General features: G+C 54.0%; 12 protein-coding genes and 1 pseudogene. 8 read left to right on the top strand and 5 right to left on the bottom strand.

Annotated elements, in window-relative coordinates:
- Positions 1 to 488: 488 nt before the first annotated feature.
- Positions 489 to 596 (bottom strand): annotated as a pseudogene (locus tag Q0D41_RS04020) (LuxR C-terminal-related transcriptional regulator); the annotation flags it as partial.
- A 279-nt stretch (positions 597 to 875) separates the two neighbouring features.
- Positions 876 to 1541 (bottom strand): molecular chaperone, encoded by a 666-nt coding sequence (locus tag Q0D41_RS04015; protein WP_294375560.1) that lies wholly within the window; start codon positions 1539 to 1541, stop codon positions 876 to 878.
- Positions 1542 to 1945: 404 nt separating this feature from the next.
- On the opposite strand from Q0D41_RS04015, the gene Q0D41_RS04010 reads away from it, so the two are divergent.
- The 4 genes from Q0D41_RS04010 to Q0D41_RS03995 all read left to right on the top strand — a co-directional run bounded on the left by Q0D41_RS04010 (position 1946) and on the right by Q0D41_RS03995 (position 7489).
- Positions 1946 to 4306, top strand: a complete 2361-nt coding sequence (locus tag Q0D41_RS04010; RefSeq protein ID WP_294375554.1) for a molybdopterin-dependent oxidoreductase — start codon at positions 1946 to 1948, stop codon at positions 4304 to 4306.
- Between the two features lie 14 nt (positions 4307 to 4320).
- Positions 4321 to 4896 (top strand): 4Fe-4S dicluster domain-containing protein, encoded by a 576-nt coding sequence (locus Q0D41_RS04005; RefSeq protein WP_294375551.1) that lies wholly within the window; start codon positions 4321 to 4323, stop codon positions 4894 to 4896.
- A 128-nt stretch (positions 4897 to 5024) separates the two neighbouring features.
- Positions 5025 to 6779, top strand: a complete 1755-nt coding sequence (locus Q0D41_RS04000; protein ID WP_294375548.1) for an ATP-binding protein — start codon at positions 5025 to 5027, stop codon at positions 6777 to 6779.
- Positions 6776 to 7489: a response regulator transcription factor gene (locus Q0D41_RS03995; protein ID WP_294375546.1), complete on the top strand. Its 714-nt coding sequence runs from the start codon at positions 6776 to 6778 to the stop codon at positions 7487 to 7489. Before Q0D41_RS04000 ends, Q0D41_RS03995 begins: the two co-directional genes overlap by 4 nt.
- A 255-nt stretch (positions 7490 to 7744) precedes the next feature.
- Here the strand turns inward: Q0D41_RS03995 and Q0D41_RS03990 are convergent, their stop codons facing one another.
- On the bottom strand, positions 7745 to 9472 hold the full coding sequence (locus Q0D41_RS03990; protein WP_294375543.1) for an FAD-binding protein: 1728 nt from the start codon (positions 9470 to 9472) through the stop codon (positions 7745 to 7747).
- Positions 9473 to 10168: 696 nt separating this feature from the next.
- Here Q0D41_RS03990 and Q0D41_RS03985 point away from each other — a divergent pair.
- A complete protein-coding gene (locus Q0D41_RS03985) occupies positions 10169 to 11200 on the top strand; it encodes a response regulator transcription factor (RefSeq protein ID WP_294375849.1) in 1032 nt (343 codons plus the stop codon).
- Positions 11201 to 11244: 44 nt separating this feature from the next.
- Positions 11245 to 11460: a hypothetical protein gene (locus tag Q0D41_RS03980; RefSeq protein WP_294375540.1), complete on the top strand. Its 216-nt coding sequence runs from the start codon at positions 11245 to 11247 to the stop codon at positions 11458 to 11460.
- A 527-nt stretch (positions 11461 to 11987) separates the two neighbouring features.
- On the opposite strand, the gene Q0D41_RS03975 is transcribed toward Q0D41_RS03980, so the two are convergent.
- A complete protein-coding gene (locus tag Q0D41_RS03975) occupies positions 11988 to 13643 on the bottom strand; it encodes an FAD-binding protein (protein ID WP_294375538.1) in 1656 nt (551 codons plus the stop codon).
- A 322-nt stretch (positions 13644 to 13965) separates the two neighbouring features.
- On the opposite strand from Q0D41_RS03975, the gene Q0D41_RS03970 reads away from it, so the two are divergent.
- Positions 13966 to 15387: a helix-turn-helix transcriptional regulator gene (locus Q0D41_RS03970; protein WP_294375535.1), complete on the top strand. Its 1422-nt coding sequence runs from the start codon at positions 13966 to 13968 to the stop codon at positions 15385 to 15387.
- 410 nt (positions 15388 to 15797) lie between these two features.
- On the opposite strand, the gene Q0D41_RS03965 is transcribed toward Q0D41_RS03970, so the two are convergent.
- Positions 15798 to 17471 (bottom strand): FAD-dependent oxidoreductase, encoded by a 1674-nt coding sequence (locus Q0D41_RS03965; RefSeq protein ID WP_294375534.1) that lies wholly within the window; start codon positions 17469 to 17471, stop codon positions 15798 to 15800.
- A 202-nt stretch (positions 17472 to 17673) separates the two neighbouring features.
- Between Q0D41_RS03965 and Q0D41_RS03960 the strand changes: the two genes are divergently transcribed.
- Positions 17674 to 19149 (top strand): helix-turn-helix transcriptional regulator, encoded by a 1476-nt coding sequence (locus Q0D41_RS03960; RefSeq protein WP_294375531.1) that lies wholly within the window; start codon positions 17674 to 17676, stop codon positions 19147 to 19149.
- Positions 19150 to 19152: the final 3 nt, after the last annotated feature.

Genomic DNA, 19152 nt, shown 5'->3' with positions numbered 1-19152 from the left:
CGAAGAGGCGTATTTCAAGATGCTCGATTCGATTAAGCACGCGATTCTCAATTCGCGTGCGCGTGCCGCGCTCGCCGCAAACAGCGAGCTTGCTTGCATGTGCTGACGCATAGCCACAGCATCTATTTTTGTAGTGAACGGGGATTCAAATACATGCTCAAACTTTCTCGGGAATATGAATGCGAAAAAGTGCAACAGTTTGTTGCACAAATTCCTTGGGGTCGCGCACAGGCTTCGCCTTCATGGGAAGGTGGCATCATCTCGTAGTCGGCGATACGGGCTTCTATGCCGATTTACTCTTTATGTCTTCGTTGAGCTGAAGAAGGAAGAATTTAAGCCCAATTCGCTTAGGATTCTGCGAATAGCTCTCCTCGATTCGGCCAGCTGCAAGCTTGCAAGATTCGTTGGAATCGTACGAAATAGCGTTTCCGAGTGGTTGCGCTGCGTTGCGATGGGCCCGGGATGACCGCTGATTCAGGCAACCGGGTCTAAATTCGTATCTTTGGGAGCTCTTGCTTGCTGTGCACGCCGAGCTTCCGATAGATATTGCGCCGGTGGGTGATGGCCGTTCCTTCCGATATCACCAATTCTTCCTGAACGCGCGCATTCGGCGGCGCGCTGTTGACGAGATCGAATGGTTACGCAGGACCTTGCCGTGAAGTTTCTCGAAGCTGCCGAAGTACGCTCCCATTCCCCAAAACTGTAAAAATGCTCGTTTTGGGGAATTATGCTTCTGCTTTTGCTGTTTGGCATGCAAGTTATCGGTTGCGTGAGTATTGCACTTGAGAACGGGCGCCATCTGGGGAAAGAGACATTAGCCTGCGGGAGCTTGTTTTGCTCTATAAGTTGCAAGCGCGATGGCTAACAAGCTAGTACTAGGCGATTTCTTCGAGCAATTGCGAATCGAAGTCAATCGTGGCTGCGGCAAATGCGCATAGCTGGGGGTAGAAAAAATGCGTTGAATGGTCAGAGGCTCGTTGAGCCATTTTTGGAAGCCAATTAAGCATGTGGTCCGATTCGAAATCGAACGAAACTCTTGCAAGGCGCGATAGTTCGTCGAGTGCTTCAGCGTCCAATGCTTCGCTCATTTTCCAGGCCAGAGAAGCAAGGAAGTCAAACTGATAGTGAACGGCGTCTTCCGCCTGTTTTTCTTTTCCTGCAATCATGAACCCTTCTGCTGCATATCGCATGCGTACGTCGGAAGTGCTGGGGAGAAATAGAAGCTCACGCTCGTCGAGGTAAACCGATTCCCAGAATGGGGCGGCGGGTTTTCCTGGGCCGACAAACAGCATGTTGTACTCGCGACGAGCCTCATCGCAGAATGTATCGGAATCGGACGCGGCCACTTCGTCTAGCCTGTCGAGAAATATGCCCATATTGGGGTTTTCGGTACTGAACAACTCAACGCATGCTCTGGTTTCCGGCGCTTTTAGAAGCGCAATGATTTCATGTGACATGGGTTGCTGAAACAATATCTGAATAATCCTCAACAGAGAATAACGTTCGTTCAGCAGTAGCGTTAGACCTTCGTTTTTCTGCATGTTAACCTCCGATTATGACTAGATGGTAAGATTTCTTTCTTAAAAAAAATCGTTCTGAACAGGGTTTATGGTTGTCTTATGGATTGGTTGTCGGTAAATTATAACAAGTCGATTCCGACATTCAAGGCCTTTCTTGCTAATCCGAAGAAGCAGGAAAGAGAAAAGGGGGAATAATGGGAAGGATAATCGACTCGGTTGCGGGCAATGCGTTCACTCGTAGGAATTTCTTAGCGGGAAGCGCTGCGTTTGCGGCGGCTCTCGGCGGTGCGTCGATGCTGAGCGCATGTTCGACTGGAGAGAAAGAAGAAACGGTTGGCCCCGATTCTGGTTCTGCCGATGAGGGGACCTGGATTTCTGCCGCATGTTGGGACAATTGCGGTGGCCGCTGCGTCAATAGGGTGCTCATGAAAGATGGCGCCGTTGTTCGTCAGGGAGGGGAAACTTCCCATGAGGATAGCTATGATTGGATTCAGCAGCGCGGATGTCCTCGTGGTCGAGCGCGCCAGCAGTTTTGTTTTGGTGCGGACCGTCTTAAATACCCAATGAAACGCAAGAGCTGGCAGCCTGGTGGCGGAGAGAACTCCCATGGAGAACTTCGTGGTAAAGACGAATGGGAGCGCATTTCGTGGGATGAAGCGATTGGCTATCTTGCTGACGAAATCAATCGAATCTACGATAGCTATGGTCCTCGTGCTGTTATCGGAGCAGGCGGTCCGGCCATCGATAAACTTCTTCTCAAGAAGGGTGGTTACATCGGAATTACCGACACGAGCTCCTGCGGCGTATACTCCTTCAACGTGGCAGCGCTTGGCCTGCCGGGTACGGATCTTGGCGAGACGAACGATCGATATGATCTGAAGAATGCAGAGACGATTGTTCTTCTGGGCGGCAATTCCGTATGGTCGTCAGGTGGTTCGACCATGTACAACTTCAAGGAGGCAATTGAAGCGGGCGTTCAATTCGTTATGGTCGGTCCGTCCTATAACGCCACCGCAGCTTTGTTCGATGCTCGCTGGATTCCCGTGTACCCTGGAACTGATACGGCGTTTCTTATCGGTGTTGCCTACGAGATGATTCAGCAGGATATTGTCGATTACGAATTCCTGAATAAGTACTGTGTCGGTTTCGATGCGGAGCATATGCCTTCGGATGCTACTACGACCGAGAATTTTAAAGGGTATCTTCTGGGCGAGTATGATGGTATTGAAAAGACTGCAGATTGGGCAAGCGCAATATGCGGAACGCCCGTAGAGGACATCAAGTGGCTCGCTGGGCAGATCGGCAAAGACAAGAAGGCAATGTTGCTGCATAACTATGCACTCGCTCGCTGCGCCAGTGCCGATAATGTGCCTCAGATAATTATGACGGTGGGCGCAATGGGTGGACATATGGGCAAGTCGGGCCATGCTGTTGGTGGTGCATACAAGACCTTTGCGGGAAATTGTGGCGCCACACTTGCTTTCCCAGGCGAAGATGGATTGCCTAAAATTAAAAATCCCATCTCGGAATACATTTCCGCTCCGCTTTTGTGGCAGAGCATCCTTGACGGCGAATTCAATACCACAGGTGCTGCGTACTCGAATAAGTTCAACGCTAAAGATATCAAACAGGCAGATATCAAGATGATTACGTTCGAGGCGAATTCTAAATTCCAAACGACCCCCAATATGCTTACGGGGATCGATGCGCTTCGCAAACTCGACTTGGTAGTACGCTCCTCCCATTTCTTTGATGCGAATGCCCAATATGCTGACATTGTTTTGCCGGTGACGAGTGAATGGGAGCGTGTGGGAGGCTTCCCGGGGCATCAACGTTCTCGTGAGACCGTAATCGTATACACGCAGGTTACGGAGCCCCTATATGAGGCAAAAACCGACCAGGAGATAGGCTGTCTTCTTGCTGATAAGCTCGGGATTGATGCTGGTGAAATCTGGCCCGTTTCTGAGAAGCAGCAATTCATGAACCAAATTCTTGGTGCACGAGTGCTGGACGAAAAGGGCGAAGAGCAAATCTTGGTGACCGTGACAGACGATGACCTTAAGCAGTGGGAATGTGACGGGCAGGCGCAAGAAGGCAAGGTAGACCTTGGAAAATTCCTGAGTGACGGTTGCTATACGGTGCAGCGTTCCGACGGAGACGGATACGGGCACATTGGCTATTCGGACTACATTAGTGATCCCGAGAACAATCCTCGGCCAAGCGCATCCGGCAAATTCGAGATTTATTGCCAATACAAATCCGATATGCTGAACAGCATGGGCTACAGTCCGGAAGGAACGTTCAAGCCGTATCCGACGCATATCGCGGCCCCCGAAGGACGCGAGGGCATGGGAGGCGAATACCCGTTCATCGTGTACAACCCTCACTATCTGCGTCGTGCTCATCAAATTGGCGACAATATGCCTTGGCTTCGCGAGACATGGCCTAATCCCGTGTTCTTGAACACGAGCGACGCTGCCGCGAAAGGTGTCAAGACGGGTGATACCGTTAAGGTGTTTAACGCGCATGGCGCAGTTTTGCGCACTGCGTCTGTTTCGGACATCCTCATGCCCGGTTGTGTCGGACTTCCCCACGGCGCATGGTTGGATTATGACGAAGACAATAAAATCGACCGCGCCGGCGCAGACAACGTGTTGTGCGGTGGAGTAACTAGCGGCATGGGAACCTCTGGATACAACAACTATAACTGCGATTTTGTGCTTTACGATGGCGCTTCGCTTGAGCCCGACTGTGAGCTCCCCCAGCGTATCGTTGATTTGGCTTAGAAGGGGGGACGGCGATGTCTCAGATAGGTTTCTACTACAATCAAAAAATGTGTGCAGGCTGCAAGACTTGCCAGGTTGCATGCAAGGATAAAAATCGACTTGAAGTTGGCCCTATTTTGCGAGAAGTCCATACTTATCAGATTGGAACCTTCCCTTCAGTCAAGATGTACCATTATTCCGCAACTTGCAACCATTGCGATGTCCCGGCTTGTAAAGATGTGTGTCCAGTAGGGGCAATCGAAAAAATGGATGATGGCACGGTGAGGATTGACATGGACAAATGCATAGGGTGCAGTTCTTGCGTCAATGCCTGCCCATATGGTGTTCCTCGTATGGATGAAGAAAAGGGGCATGCGTGCAAATGCGATGCATGTTACGACTTGAGGCAGGCGGGACATGTGCCCTCATGCGTCGAATCGTGCCCCTATCGTGCGCTTGACTTCGGCGATATCGAGGAGCTGGAGAAGAAATACGGTTCTGATCTCGTGCGCGCCATTCCGGCGATGGGTGAAGATAAAACCGGATCGAACACCCTTTTTGACGCCCGAGACATTGCGCTTGAGCAAAAGGGGGACGAGGTGCTTCTTTAGGCAATAGTAGATACCGCCCTCCTAAACGCCACGCCGTGCGGCTTTGCTGCACGGCGTGGTCTTTTGTCGAGGGTAATCTTTGCTGCTCGCCATTCGATGGATACAATTTAATGCGAAGGGCTTGTTGCTTGTTCTGGGGGTGGAATGCAATGGGGCGTTCGTGGCGCGAAAGTATTTTGCAGAAGTCGACGCTTGTGTCGCGTTATGCGGTCGTTGTTGCGTGCATTGGCTTTGTTGCCTTTGCCATTTTTATCGCTTGGTCGTTTTACGAACAAGGAAAGTACGCTGAAGAGCAGATGCTTGCCGAGGCGCGCGTTCTTGATACATCCGTAAATGCAACCTGGCAGTTCATTGACTACGAGCAAAACAACATCAATCGTGATAGAGATGGTGTTTATAACTTCAAGGGAATTTATTGTTCATTAGTCGGGAAATCGGTCGGTGAAATCTTTTCGAGGGATACCGGATACGAATATCAGCTGCGATATGTAAGAGAAAACCCGCGTAGCGCACATGACAATCCCGATGAATTTGAACTTGCTTCTCTCCGCTCGTTTGGTCCTGAAGGGTCGGATTCGAATGAGACCTATTGCATTACGAAAGACGATTCGGGCGAAGAAGTGTTTCGCTATGTTGGTGCAATATATCTAACGGAAAACTGCATGGATTGCCATGGGGGTCCAATTGGTGAGGTGGATGTAACGGGATTTGTGAAAGAGGGCATGAATCAGGGCGATTTGGCTGGCGCCGTGAGCATTACTATGCCTACGGGCGGTTATCGCGCGGCGGCGAATGCGAACATCATTCGAACGGGCATGCTCCTGGCGCTATTCCTTTGCCTCGCTCTTGCGACGAGTGCTGTGTTTTTCCGTCGTAACGTCATACTTCCTATCGAGAGCTTGGCGGATTCTCTTGATGAAATCGGCAAAGGGAATTTATCGGCCCAGCCTGTCTATATTGGTAAAACAAGGGAGCTCGCTGAATTTGCTCAGGGCGTTAGCAATATGTCAGCGGAACTTGATGCCCTTTATAACACCCTCGAGGAAAAGGTAGCTCAGCGGACGGAGCAATACAAAGAAGCAAATAGACAGATTGAACATCAGCGCAAGCAGCTTGCGCGCGCAAATGCGATGCTCGTCGAGACTAACGCGAAACTCAAGGATGAAAATGAGTATCGCACTAGCATTGTCTCGATATTGAGTCACGAACTCCGGACGCCCCTTACTGCGATAATCGCGTATGTGGATGTTTATGAAAGAACGAGGAGTGGCAAAGTTGATGAAGAGGCTGATGAATGTATAGGAAAAATAAAATCTCATAGCCAATTGCTTCTCGAAATGATTAACAACGTGCTCGATTTAGCTCGAATTGAAGCTGGCGATGTTCAGGTTTCTCGCGAACCGATCGACGTCGTTGATCTGATGGATGAGATTGAATCGTTTACCAAATCTCTTGCAATAAAGAAAAAGCTTCGATTTGATTTTGAGATTCAAGGTGAGATTCCAATTTTCGCCGGGGATTGGTATCAACTTGAAAGAATTCTCTTAAATCTAACAAGTAACGCCGTTAAATTCACGGATGAGGGCGGCATGGTGCGTGTTTTGGCGCATTACGAATTTGGCAGTGAGAAAATTATGTTTGAGGTTTCCGATACTGGTATTGGCATCTCTTCGGAAGATATTGCTTCTATTTTTGATAGGTTTACCCAGGTTGATGCCTCGATAACGAGAAAATATGGCGGTAGTGGACTAGGCTTGTCCTTGGTGAAAAAAACGCTCGACCTTCTTGGAGGGTCGGTTGAGGTTGAAAGCGAATTGGGGAAGGGCAGCGTTTTTACGGTGAGCGTTCCGGCTCCAGGTTTTGGAGAGGGTGAAGAAGAATGAAAGTTATGGTCGTCGATGACGAACGGGATATATGTGCCGCTGTTGAAAGATTGGTAAGCGGTGCTGGGTATGAGTGTTGCTCTGCGCTTGATGGCGCGGAGGCTATAGCCCTCTATGAAGAAGAGAAACCAGACGTTGTGATTCTCGACGTAATGATGCCTGGCATGAATGGCTTTGAGGTATGTAAAGAGCTGCGGATGCGAGATGATCGCGTCGGTATCATCATGCTGTCTGCCAAAAGCGATATTGTCGACAAGAGCATGGGATTTTCGGCTGGATGCGACGACTATATATCGAAACCCTTCAATGCCGATGAACTGCTTATGCGCATAGGCGCTGCGCTAAGAAGGGCGAGCGCTTCAAAGGTGGAGGGCGAGAGGCTTTCTGGGGTTCTTCGGGCATGCGGCGGGGATGTTGAAGTATTGCTTGATAAAGGGGAAGCGTTGGTCAAGGGAAAGAATGCCAATCTTACCCCGAAGGAATTTCGCATACTCGCCTTGCTTGCGAGTCGTCCGGGGGAGGTGTTCACCTCGCAAAGCGTGATTGAGCATGTTTGGGGGGATGACTACGCTCCAAGCTCGACGAGCATTGCTGTTTTCGTCCGAAAAATACGGAGCAAGATAGAGGATAATCCATCAAAACCTAGATACCTGCAAACGGTATGGCATGGTGGTTATCGTCTTGGCGATCCCGAACCATTGGATTCATAGGGCAAAACGCAGTCACGAAGGCGGCGGTGCTGTTTCGAAAGCGTAATTGCGCGAATCGTTCGGTATTGCGATTTTCGTATAGCCAGGGAAAGATGCGCAGTATGGTTATACGCCGGTACTGATGCGCTCATTGCGAATTGCGGCATTCTTATTGTGTAATGAATCGTGATGAGACGAGTGGAGGGATTCCCTCCAATCAGAAAAGGCATCCGCGCAATAGCTGCGAATGCCTTTTGATTTCGTATCCTGGTTTTCCTACAGATTAGCGACATGCTTGCCGCACAACATGCCGAACGTTACGCAACGACCGGCGTTGAGGCCTGCGGCGAGGTTTGGGTAAGTGCCGTTGTAATAGTTGCCCGAATCGTTTCCGATGACATAAAGGCCCTCGATTGGATTGGCGTCTGCATCGAGTGCCTGGAAATTAGTGTTAATCCTGATACCATCGAGCGTGCATAGCAACATGCCCGCGAGTTTGCATGCGTAAAACGGCGGCTTGCGTAGCGACGACAGGCGGAACGCTTCCTTTCCGTATTGTGTGTCTTTCTGAGCGTCGTAGAAGCCGTTATATTGTTCAACGGTCGCCTCAAATGTCTCCTTGTCCAGACCGAATGCTTCTGCGATTTCTCCCAGTGTGTCCGCTTTGACAATCTGGCCCGATTCAACAAGTGAGTCGATGATTGCTGCGGTGCCTTCGACGCCCTCAGGGTCCATCTGGTTGGTTCCTTCACGCTTAATCAGCGTTGAGCAACCAATGGTGTGAAAACGGTCGATATCCTCTGGCCAGTTCGAATCCCAGACGTCAATCCATGAGCGTTCTGTGCGGTTCGATAATGCATGGATAAGAAAATCGTATGGCGACGACTCGTTTGTGATGCGTTTGCCGGCCATGTCAACTTTCAGGAACGGTTGGGTGGCCATATGGAAGTACCCGAAATCCATCGCAAAAGGATCGCCAGGACGCTGATCGGGGCGCATGATGCCGCGATCAAAAATCATGGCTGTAGGTTGGGCGTCTTTTGCGGCTCCTGCCCACAGGCACGCTTTGATGCCTTGGCCTTGGGCATTGAAGTTGGGGAAGGGAACGACGCCAATCAGGCTTTTCATCAATTCGGGTTGTAGGGCAGCTAACATTTCGGGGTTGTTTGCGTAGCCGCCGGTTGCGACAATAACACCCTTCGAGGTATTGATGCGAATGTATTTGCCGTCGGTATTGGTGGCGTACGCGCCGACGACTTTTCCGTCTTCTTTGATAAGGCATTCGAGAGCCGTGTTGTAGCGCAGCTCCGCGTTGGGCATGGATTTAAAGTTCTCTTCGATTACCTTATAAGTTACGCCTTCGGCGCTGGCGTCATCTTTGCCGGCTTTGCCGTTGTCGAGCATCGCGCCATGGCCGGTTGGCCAGCACTTGTAGCGCGTTTCCTCGGCTGGCATATTCCATTCCAGGTCGATGCGGCACAAGTCAACGCCATCGACTAAATCGCAGTACCAATCGACGGCTTCTCCAGAGTGGTCGGCCCAAAGGCGATGCAGGTCCATGTTGGAGTTGTTCAGCGAGTAATGGACCAGATCGTTGCAAATCTCAAGTGGGTCAATATCGACGCCAGCCTCTTTCTGCTTGCGTGATCCCACCGCACCGATTGCCGAACCGCGCAGGCCTGTGCCCATGTCGTATTTTTCGATGAGCAGCGTTTTTGCGCCTTCGGCGGCGGAAAAGTTTGCGGCGACTAGGCCGGAGCAACCTGCGCCTACGACCAGTACTTCGGTGTCAATCGTTTCGACAATGTCGCTCTCGTTGATGGCTGGCGCTTCCCCAAGCCAGTCGGCGTTGTTGGATGGCGGCGTCTTCTCCTCGCCGGGGGCATCCTTTTTATCAGGCGAGGTCGATGCTGTGCATCCTGCTAGGCCGAATGCCGCTGCGGCGCCTGCGGCCAGCGATCCAGCGATGAATCCGCGGCGATCCATAGATGTGTCGATAGACATAGTGTCCCCTTTCCCTCTACAAGGGTTTTCTTGCGGCCGCGGTCATTTCGTTTGCGAATCGCGGCTGCTTCCTCCTTGTTCCTTGCAGCCCTTTGGCTTGACTTGATTGTTGCAACTATTAGCTCTTGTCGCCATCGTGCTAAGACGTGATTGTTGTTTTGCCAGCTCAGAGGCATCCCGTGTTTCAGGGGATTTGACACGATTGAGCGTCGCACGTAGCATTTCCGCTGGGAGGGAACTATGATTGGGAAATTAGTCGACAGACTTGACTCGTTTTTTGGACAGCTGCATTTGCGCTATCTTGGGTTGGGCGCGTTGCTTGCTTGGGTGTACTGTACATGGTTTGCGAACGGCATTTTCAACGTAGGCGAAACGAGGTCGGCGATTCTGAGCTTGTGGGCGTCGCTGCTCGCGTCGGCCATCGCGCTTTTCAGCATGGCGTTTCGTCCGAATAAGCGAACGCCACTTTCAGAGCGCACCGTTTCGACAGCAGGCTTCGTTATGGCCGCCTGCACATTTTCTTTGCGTCTTGCCGCGCAGGTGCCTTGCGTTCTTGTGGTGTTGGGCATAATCGGCGGCGTTGCGTCTTCGGCTCTTTGGGTGGCGTGGGGCGAGCTCTTCTGTCAAACGCATCCTGAAAATGCAGAGAGGTCGATACCTGCGTCGCTTGTTGTGTTTGTGGGATGCGCGTTGGCGGTGCACTTTCTGCCTGGTTTTCTCTCTGGCGTAATTACATCGTGTCTCCCCGTTGCCACGTCGCTCATGTTGCTTCTCTGCAAGAAATCAGAGGCGGGCAATTTTACGTTTGCTCAACCGATAAAGCCGTTTTCTCAGGTATTTTTGCTGCTTATAAGTCTGGCGGCTTGTTCGATGGTTTGCAGCATCGCAACGGGATTTGTGAGCGTGAGTATTTATCCAGGTGCGTCGTATTTTGCGCCTGACGAGATTATCCTCGCCTATATTGCAGGAGCTTCAATTGCGTGTATGCTTGTTGTTGTGGCAATTGCGCACACTAGCAAGATGGATTTCTCGTTTCTCTATCAATGGGCGATTCCTCTCATCGTGTTTGCTCTTGCGGCTCGAGTTCTCGGCGGGATGGTTTTTAATACGGCGGCGCTTGTGCTTGCTTGCTCGGCGGCATTCTATGTCGAAGTATTGTTCTATGCGATTTTCTCGCGCATTACCGCCCGAGGGCTGTGTCTCCCGAGTGAAACGTTTGGCATATTTCGTGCTGTTGTTCAGTTGGGCTTTCTCGTCGGCAGTTTCTTCGGCGCGCGTCTTGTCGATGCTGTGGTAGATGTAACGGGTCCGTGCTTGCTGCTGATATGCGCCTGCGTCGTGATGCTTCCACTTTTCATTAATTTGCAGAAGAGGCTTGGCGAGATCGATTCTGGTGTTGCGGTTGAGGGCAGTATTGGGGAAAACACGCGCGCAAAGGCGACTGCGTCTTCGATGGAAGGCGAGGAGGAGCGCGAGCTTGCGATGGGGCAGTTGTCGATGGACGACGTGACAGCAGACTTGGCGAGGGAATATAAGCTTTCTCCGCGCGAGGCTGAGGTGTTCGGATTCTTGGCGAAAGGCCGATCGGTGCCTTACATGAGAGATGTGCTGGTGATTTCGAAAAGCACGATTGAAACCCATATCAAGCATATTTACGCGAAATGCAACGTGCACTCCAAGCAGGAATTGCTTGATTTAGTTGAAGCACATCAGCAGATGCGCGAGTAACCTGAGGCTTGGTGACATCGCCGGCAATGTGGCAAATGTCGATCATGGAAGTTGGAGGGCCTTTTGCAGCTGTGATAGGCGAGCGTATTCGCGTGTTCGATTCGATTGGGCCCCAGGGCGCGCCCAAGGTGGCGCGTGAGTTTTGGATTGAGCAGCAGGAAGCCCCGTTTATGTACGAGGGGCGTTACTATACGGCCGAGCGAATAAAGTCTCTGCTCGTGGCGTCCGTCGAAACGGGAAATTCGATTTATTGGTGCTGAGTTCTGGTGCCTTTTGCCTAAACAATCGCACGAAAAAGCGTCCCCGATTGGCTGCCCGCTCAGAGGCGTTCTAGGTTTGCTCGATGAATTGTGCCATCTTGCTCTGCGTGAGCGGACGACCATTCAAATGGTCTATGCCGGTGTTGTTGTTGAATAGGATTTACGCCCAGTTGTCGATGAGGCTTTATTCGGCGGAGTAGCGAAGACGCTTTCCGCGTCATTTCGTTCGCGCTGCTTCGATACGGTAACAACTGCCTCTTCGAAGGCGAGCACTTTATCGCGGGCCATTGTGAAATGACAATAATCTCAGTGTGTAGCTGTTCGCAATTATTAAAAGCCACGTCTGCGTTTGCTTGGGAATGGGGTAGGGGCTCAGGCGTGCCGCATTGATGGCTTGGCTGTCTTTGACGACGGAGATTCCCGTCAATCATATTCCGAAGCGGCAATTCGGTATGTGAATCCCATATTGAAAAAGGCGGCCCCAGCGATATGCCGAAGCCGCCTTCATCTGCGATTATCTTTGCGTGCTACAGTGACGCGACCAGTTTGCCGGTTACGTAGCCTTCGGTGTAGCAGCGGCCGATTGACAGGCCACCGACGGTCAGCGGGTAATCAACGCCGCCATAGAAGCCGCCCGAGCAGTTGCCTACTGCATACAGACCCTCGATGGGCTCGCCCGCTTCGTCGAGGCATTGGTGCTGCTTATTCACGTCAACGCCCGTGCAGATAGCCGAGACGCGAATCGTGCGGCTGATGCCGTAGTAGGGGGCGGAATCGACGGGGACGAGGTACTGCGCCTCCTTGCCGAAGTCGGTGTCGGCGCCCGCTTCGCAGATCTCGTTGTAATGCTTCACGGTCTCAACGAACGCGTCGATATCGCCCACGCCCATCTTCTTGCCCAGCTCCTCGAGCGTGTCGGCCTTCCAGGTGCTGATGAAGCTCGGCAGCACGCCCTTGCGTTCGACGTCTTCCTCCTGCATGTAAACTTTCAGTCCATCGGGGTCGACAAACTTGCCGCAGCCCTTCCAAGTCGATGCGGTGTCGGCGTACTTGCTGTCAAATACCTGGCAATATCGGCCCGCGTCCTCTTCCGATGTCAGGTAGTTGCATACCACAGCCATGTCGATCTTCTCGTTCATGAAGCGTTCGCCCGTCGCGGTTTTCACGGCAAGGAACGGCATGTTCCACATCGGGCCTGCATCGAAGTCGTGCATCATCTTGGTGTGTACGATGTTGGAGATCTTGCCGCCGGCCCACACGACCATCTTGTGGCCGTCGCCAGTCTTGTTCGATTGCTTTCGGCCGAAGTATTTCAAATCGGGCAGGTAGTAGTTCGACATCGCCTCGTCGTTTTGGTAGTCGCCCGTGGCCACGATGACGCCCTTCTTGGCATTGAACTGAACGTAGCCCTCCTCGCTCTTTGCAATCACGCCGGTGACTTTGTCGCCGTCTTTGACGAGCTGCTCGGCTGGGGTGTTGTAGAAGATTTCAACGCCAGCCTCGGCCGCCACGTCGGCGAGCACCTTCATGCCCTCGCCGTTATTGTAGGGCTTCGGGCCCATGTATGAAGTGACGTAGTTCAAGCTGGAATAGCCGTTGACCTCGTTGGAGGCCTTCGACTGCTGGTTGTTGCCCTGGTCGATAACCGATCCGCCGGCCTCTTTCACATGGTCGAGCACCCACTTCACTGCTTCGCCGCCGTTCTCGATCCACACGTCGATAAGGTCTGCGTCGGCGCGGTAGGCCGATTCCTTAACGAGCAGCTGGCGCAGTGCGGCCGCTGCGGCCGGGTTGGATTGGTCGGTGATGATGCCGCTGGCAGTGTTGCCCTGCGAGATGGCGGTAGCCTCTTTCTGGACGAGTGCCACATGTGCTCCCGCCTCGCAGGCGGCGAGCGCAGCAGGAACGCCCGCGGCGCCTGCGCCAATGACAACCACGTCGAAGTCAAGCGTCTTCTTGATATCGGTGATGGGATCGGGCGCTACGAAAAACGACGGCAGTCCTGCGCGCTCGTGGCCAGCGACCGTCGTGGTCTTTTCGGCTTCGGCCTTGGACGTGCTGTCCTTTGCGCCCTTTGTCGGCGAGCAGCCGGCAAGTGCGATTGCGCCCGCCGCTACGGTCGCCGCGGTGCTCGCGATGCCGAAAAAGCTTCGGCGCGATACATTTTGCGTGATGTTTTCCATGGTTAGACCTTCCTTGTGAACCTTCCCTTTTTCGCAAGCGCGATGAAGGCGCGCCGGCCGATGCAGGGGAGGGGAAGGGCGGCGCGCTGTGGCTAGAATCATGGCGCGGTCGATTTCGAAAAACTATCCGCCAGTTGCGTTTTTTGGAGTGGTATTTCTCTACCACCTTTCTCTACCACCTGTGTGACCTGGTGCTTTGCTTGATCGTTTGGTTCTGCTTCGGAAAAAAGGGGTAACATTCGTCGGGGTCGCTAGCGTCGGGGGAATATAATTGTGCTCGATGAGACGAACGGGCGCATATTGATGATGAGGTTGTTGGACTGTGACCGAGGAACACATTGACAATGGGGGAGAACGGGCCTCGAGGCTGCCGAAGCTCCCGCTCGCATTCATAGGTTTGGCGGCATACCGCGCGTGGATTGAGCTCGCGTTCGTGGGGTCGTATTTCGAGGGGCAGGGTCGGCTTCCCGCCACCCGCGATGTGTTCGACTTGTCGATGATGGTCGTTCTTCTGGTGGGCGTGGTGTTCGCCAAGCGTCTCTCTCCGCTCATCGAGAAACCCTGGGCTCGAATCATGTCGCTATGTTTGCTGCTTTTCTCTACGGCGTGTGTTTTGTTGGGTGCCGCGTTTCCCTCATGTCCGAGTGTCTTGTGCGCGGCTGGAGCAATCGCTGGTGGCGCGGGAATAGCCATTATTCTCATTCTGTGGTCGGAATTGTATGGCTGCCTGAACCCGTTGCGCGTGGCCCTCTACTATTCCGCATCTATCGTTGCTGCGGCGCTCATCGTGTACACGATGAAGGGGTTCATGTTCCCGTGGTTCGCCGTGTATTTGTTTGTGTTGCCCGTCGTGACAATCGTAAGCGTCGGGGCGGCTTTCCGCTCTATTCCGTTGGCCGAGCGAACGCGCATGCCAGTCGCGCGCATAGCTTTTCCCTGGAAGCTTGTGCTGTGGATGGCGATATTCTCATTCGCGTACGGGCTTGTGCAGCAGCAGCTCACCACGTCGGCGTTCGGGCCGCATTCCTCGCCCGGCACGTTGTTTGTGGGCCTGTTCGTGTTTCTCGGCGTAGCCATGCGTAAAGGGAAATTCGACTTTTCTGTTATTTACCGCGTCGCGCTTCCGCTGATGGTCGGTGCATTCCTGATTATCCCCGCTATTGGGAACTTTAACAACTTGGTTACTGCGTTCTTCGTCTCTGGGGCGTACACGGCATGCTCGATACTCGTCATGATCATCATGTCGAACATGTGCTACCGCTACGGCATCGCCGCGCTGTGGCTTTTCGGCATCGAGCGCGCCGTACGCATGGCGTTCAACGGGGCGGGCCGTACGGCCCACGATTTCTTGTTAGGCATGCCTTTCGGCGTGGATGCGTCCTTTGCGCTTCCCGCCGTGGTGATAATTCTTGTGGTCGTGGGAACTATGGTGTTGCTTTCGGAGCGCAGTCTTACGAACACGTGGGGTATGAGCGTTGAAGATGCGGAGCCGCATCGCCTTGAGCAGTTTGCTCGATCCGATATCATCGAGGGGCGCAGCCACGAGCTGGCGCGTGATTTTGGCCTCACGCTGCGCGAGGAGGAGATTCTTGCGCAGCTCGCCCAGCGCAAACGTAACCACGAAATAGCGAGCGAGCTGTTTATCTCGGAGCAAACCGTGAAAACCCACGTGAGAAATCTGTACCGCAAGCTGGGCATTCACTCGCGCGATGAGCTGTACGCGCTGTTCGATGGAATCTGCTAGGAACGCGCCATTGCTCTCTCGGCCTTATTGCGCCTTGCTCTCCCCAATCGGTCCGAGCGGTCCTTTGGACGAAAGAACGTTGGGTCTTGCATAGATACGTTCGGCGGCGATTTGCGCAATCGAAAAGGTTTATCCACGTCAATAACTGGACTAGGTCGATAGGATGGATTTGCTCAAGCCACACATAGCCAACGCAGATGATTTTTGATCTGGCCTACGCAGTGTAGCCTGGAGTGGAGCTGTTCAACCAGAGGCGCTCTAAGTTTGCCCGCATCGTGGGAGGTGCGATGCGGGCTTGTTGGCGAAAATCATCGAAAGCGCTCGCTCAAAACGCGGGCTTCCTTGATGGCGGCTATCATGGGTGGGAGGGGTTAATAACCGCCAATCATTCCCGCCGTTTCCGCTTTGCCTTATTTCGCGGCGAGGGCCTTTCCGATCATGCGGCCGAAGGTGACGGAGCGGCCGCAGCAGTTGCCGGTCGACATATTCGGATACGTGTGGGCATAGTACGAACCCGAGTCGACGCCCGTGACGTACAAGCCCTCAATCGCCTTGCCGTTGTCGTCGACGGCCTGGAAGTTTTCGTTGATCGCAATGCCGTCGAGCGTGCACAGCATGTAGCCCGAAGTGCGAACGCCATAGAACGGCGCCGTGCGAATCGCCGACAAGCGATGCGCGTCTTTTCCGAAATCGGGGTCGACGCCCGCGTCGTAATTCTCGTTCTGGCGCTCGACGGTCTTCTTCAGCGCCTCGGCGGGCAGGCCGAGGCCTTCCGCAAGCTCTTCAATGGTATCTGCCACCACGATATAGCCATTCTCGATCAGGCCTTCGTTGAGGCCCTTGGTGGCTTCGAGCGTCATATTGGTCGGCGCGCCGTTGTCGAAGGGGAAGACGCGCGCGCAGCCATGGATGTCGAATTGCTCGAGGTACTTCTCGTAGTCGGAGTCCCAAATATCCACCACGGTGTGGCCGGGCTGAGTCAGCGTCGAATTCAGAATGTAGTCGTACGGCGCCGCCTCGTTGGTGAAGCGCTCGCCATTCAGGTTGACCTTCAGCCAAGGGTTGGAGCCCATCCAGAACAGGGAACCGGTGGTTTCCGATCCGCCGAGCTCGTCGGGCTTAACCGCGACGCGGTCGAACACCATCGCCGTGTGGACCTCGTCCATGTGCGCGCCGGCCCAGAGGCATGCCTTAATGCCGTCGCCCGTGGTGCCGTCAATCGCGATGGAAAGCGAGTACTTGTTCAGGGTCTGCGGCTGCAGGGTCTCGAGCATCTCTTCGTTGCGCGCGTACCCGCCCGTGCAAACGACCGTGCCCTTGCTCGCGTTGATTTTGATGTAGCCGTCGGAAGATTTTGCAATGGCGCCCGTCACCTTTCCGCTCTCGTCTTGCACGAGGCGGATCATCGGGGTGCTGAAGCGGAAGTCGACGTCCTTCGATTTGGCGTAGTCGCCAAGAACGATTTTGCCGTTCACGACGTCGCTCAGGCCTGCGAATTCGGCATCGGCAGGCCAGCTGGGAATATGGCCCGTCGCCCAATGCTTGTACAGGGAAGGCTTGGCGTTTTTCGCGCCTTCGAAGTAAAGCTCGAAGCCGGCTTCCTCGAGGCGGTCCTGGTACCAGTCGATGGCCTCGCCGGAGTTCTGGGCCCAAATGTGGTACAGCTTGGGATTGCAGTAGTTGTCGGCGTAGCGAATCATGTCATTGACGATTTCGTTCTCGTCGATTTCTTCGCCCGCTTCCTTCTGCAGGCGGCTGTTGAGCGCGCCCAGATTGTCCCTGACGCCGCCGCCAATGGCGCCCTTCTCAAGGCACACGACCTTGGCGCCTTCTTCCGCCGCCGCGCAGGCGGTAAACAAGCCCGACGTGCCGGCGCCGCACACCAAGATTTCGGTCTCGACGGTTTCGATAATTTCGTCGTCGGCGATTTCGGGTGCCGCTCCCAGCCAGTCCGTTGCTGCGCTTGCCGACTCTTCGACGGTTTTGGGCTTGCCTGCGGAGCAGCCGGTGAGTCCCGTTCCGGCAATTGCCGCGGTAACCGCGCCGATTTCAAAGAACCTGCGACGACTCATTGATTGACTCATGATGTCCCTCCTCGTGTTTTCTGCCGTTCGCTTTTTGCTGTTGCGAACTGGCTTTTGACGGCGCTTAGCCTACATTTTGGGACGCGTTATGACCTCATACTGGTCGGGTGATATTTGCCTAGGAGGCCTTTTGAGGAGCGCCCTTCGGCTGCGAAATCGTTTCACCTTGGTAGAATGAGAGCGTCGTAAATGGGGCTGTGACGTGGGAGGGAACGCCGTGTGCGCTGTGGAGCACGAGGGAAATCTTGAAGGTGTTGGCGAGTGTGACGAGCGCGGCGAGCGCCGCTCGATGTCGATGGCGTGCATGGCGGCGCTGATGCTCGTGTTTTCGGAATATTGGCTTTTGAACTACAGCGCATTCCCGCTTTTTGACGCGGTTTTCATTTGGACGCGCGAGCTGAGCGCCTGCGTCGGCGGAGCTTTTCTTGCCGCGGTTGCCTTCGCGGCTTTCTGGCGCCCGCAGCCTTTGAGCGGGCGGCTGTTCGCGTGGGGCGTTTGCCTTGCCATGATTGCTGGCTCGGCTTTTTGCGCCGTGGGTTCCGTGACGCGCTTTGCCGCCTTTGCGGTTCTCGGCGCGTCTTTGGTCACGGTGGGCAGCGGCCTTGCCAATATATGCGTTGGCTTAAGCTGTGTCGGGCTTTCGGCAAGAACGTCGGGAATCATAGTCGCGTGTGCGTACGTCGTCTCTTTTGCGCTGCGCTGGGTGTTCGGGGCCTTGCCCGTTTGGACGAATCTGGCCTTGTTCGTGTGCATTCCCCTTGCGAGCGTGGCGCTTTGCAGGCAGCGGCTTTTCGCGATATGTGGAAAGCTGCAGCATGAATCGCCTGCCGAGATTTCGATCACTTCGCCTTCGTCTTTTGTTCCCTTCGGCCATCAGCTGTTCATCTCGCTCGTGGTTTTCCGCTTCGTCTATGGCTACTCCCTCACGTTTGGCGAGGCTGATCGCGTGCCGGTCGTGGCGTTTTCGGCGCTTGTGCCTTTGTGCCTTGTGGCGCTTGTTGCGGTCGCGCGCCGGCGTGCCCTTTCGCCCGATGGGCTTTTTCGCGTGTCTCTTCTTTTATCGGTGGCGGGTTTTCTGGCCCTTTCCGTGGGAAGCGCCTCGCGCGATGCTGTGGCGAGTGCGCTGCTCTCTGCGGGCACGGGCGCGTTCGAGATTCTTATGTACTACGTCTTGATTCAGCTTGGATCGCGCAACCCCGTTGGCGCGTTGTCTGCGTTTGCCTGGGGAAATGCCATGGCTTCGTGGGGAACGATATTCGGCGCCGTGTTCGGCCGCATGACGAATGCCGCTTGCCAAAACGACGCGGTCTTGCTTTCCGCCATTGCGTCGTGCATCGTGCTTGCTCTTGTGGCGTACATGCTGTTCGTTGTTGGGGAGTTCAGGTTCTCGAAAACGATCGAGGAGGTTTCCCCTGCGCCCGAGGTGCGCGTTGTCGAACGTGAAAGCAGCGAGCAGGCTTTTGAGGACCGGCTGCTTCAGCTTGCGGAAGACGCCCGTTTGACGGAACGCGAGCGCGAGGTTTTCGGCCTTTTGGCCCGCGGGCGCAATGCGAGATACATTCAGGAAACGCTCGTCGTTTCTTACAACACCGTGAAAACGCATGTTTCGCATGTGTACGCGAAGCTCGGCGTCCATTCGCAGCAGGAGCTTATTGATGTTGTCGAAAGCGGGGCATAGGTT

Source organism: uncultured Slackia sp. (assembly GCF_934630525.1).
Lineage (GTDB): Bacteria > Actinomycetota > Coriobacteriia > Coriobacteriales > Eggerthellaceae > Slackia.
Note: the sequence above shows the minus strand (reverse complement) of the source record. Positions and strands in the feature narration are given on the sequence as shown.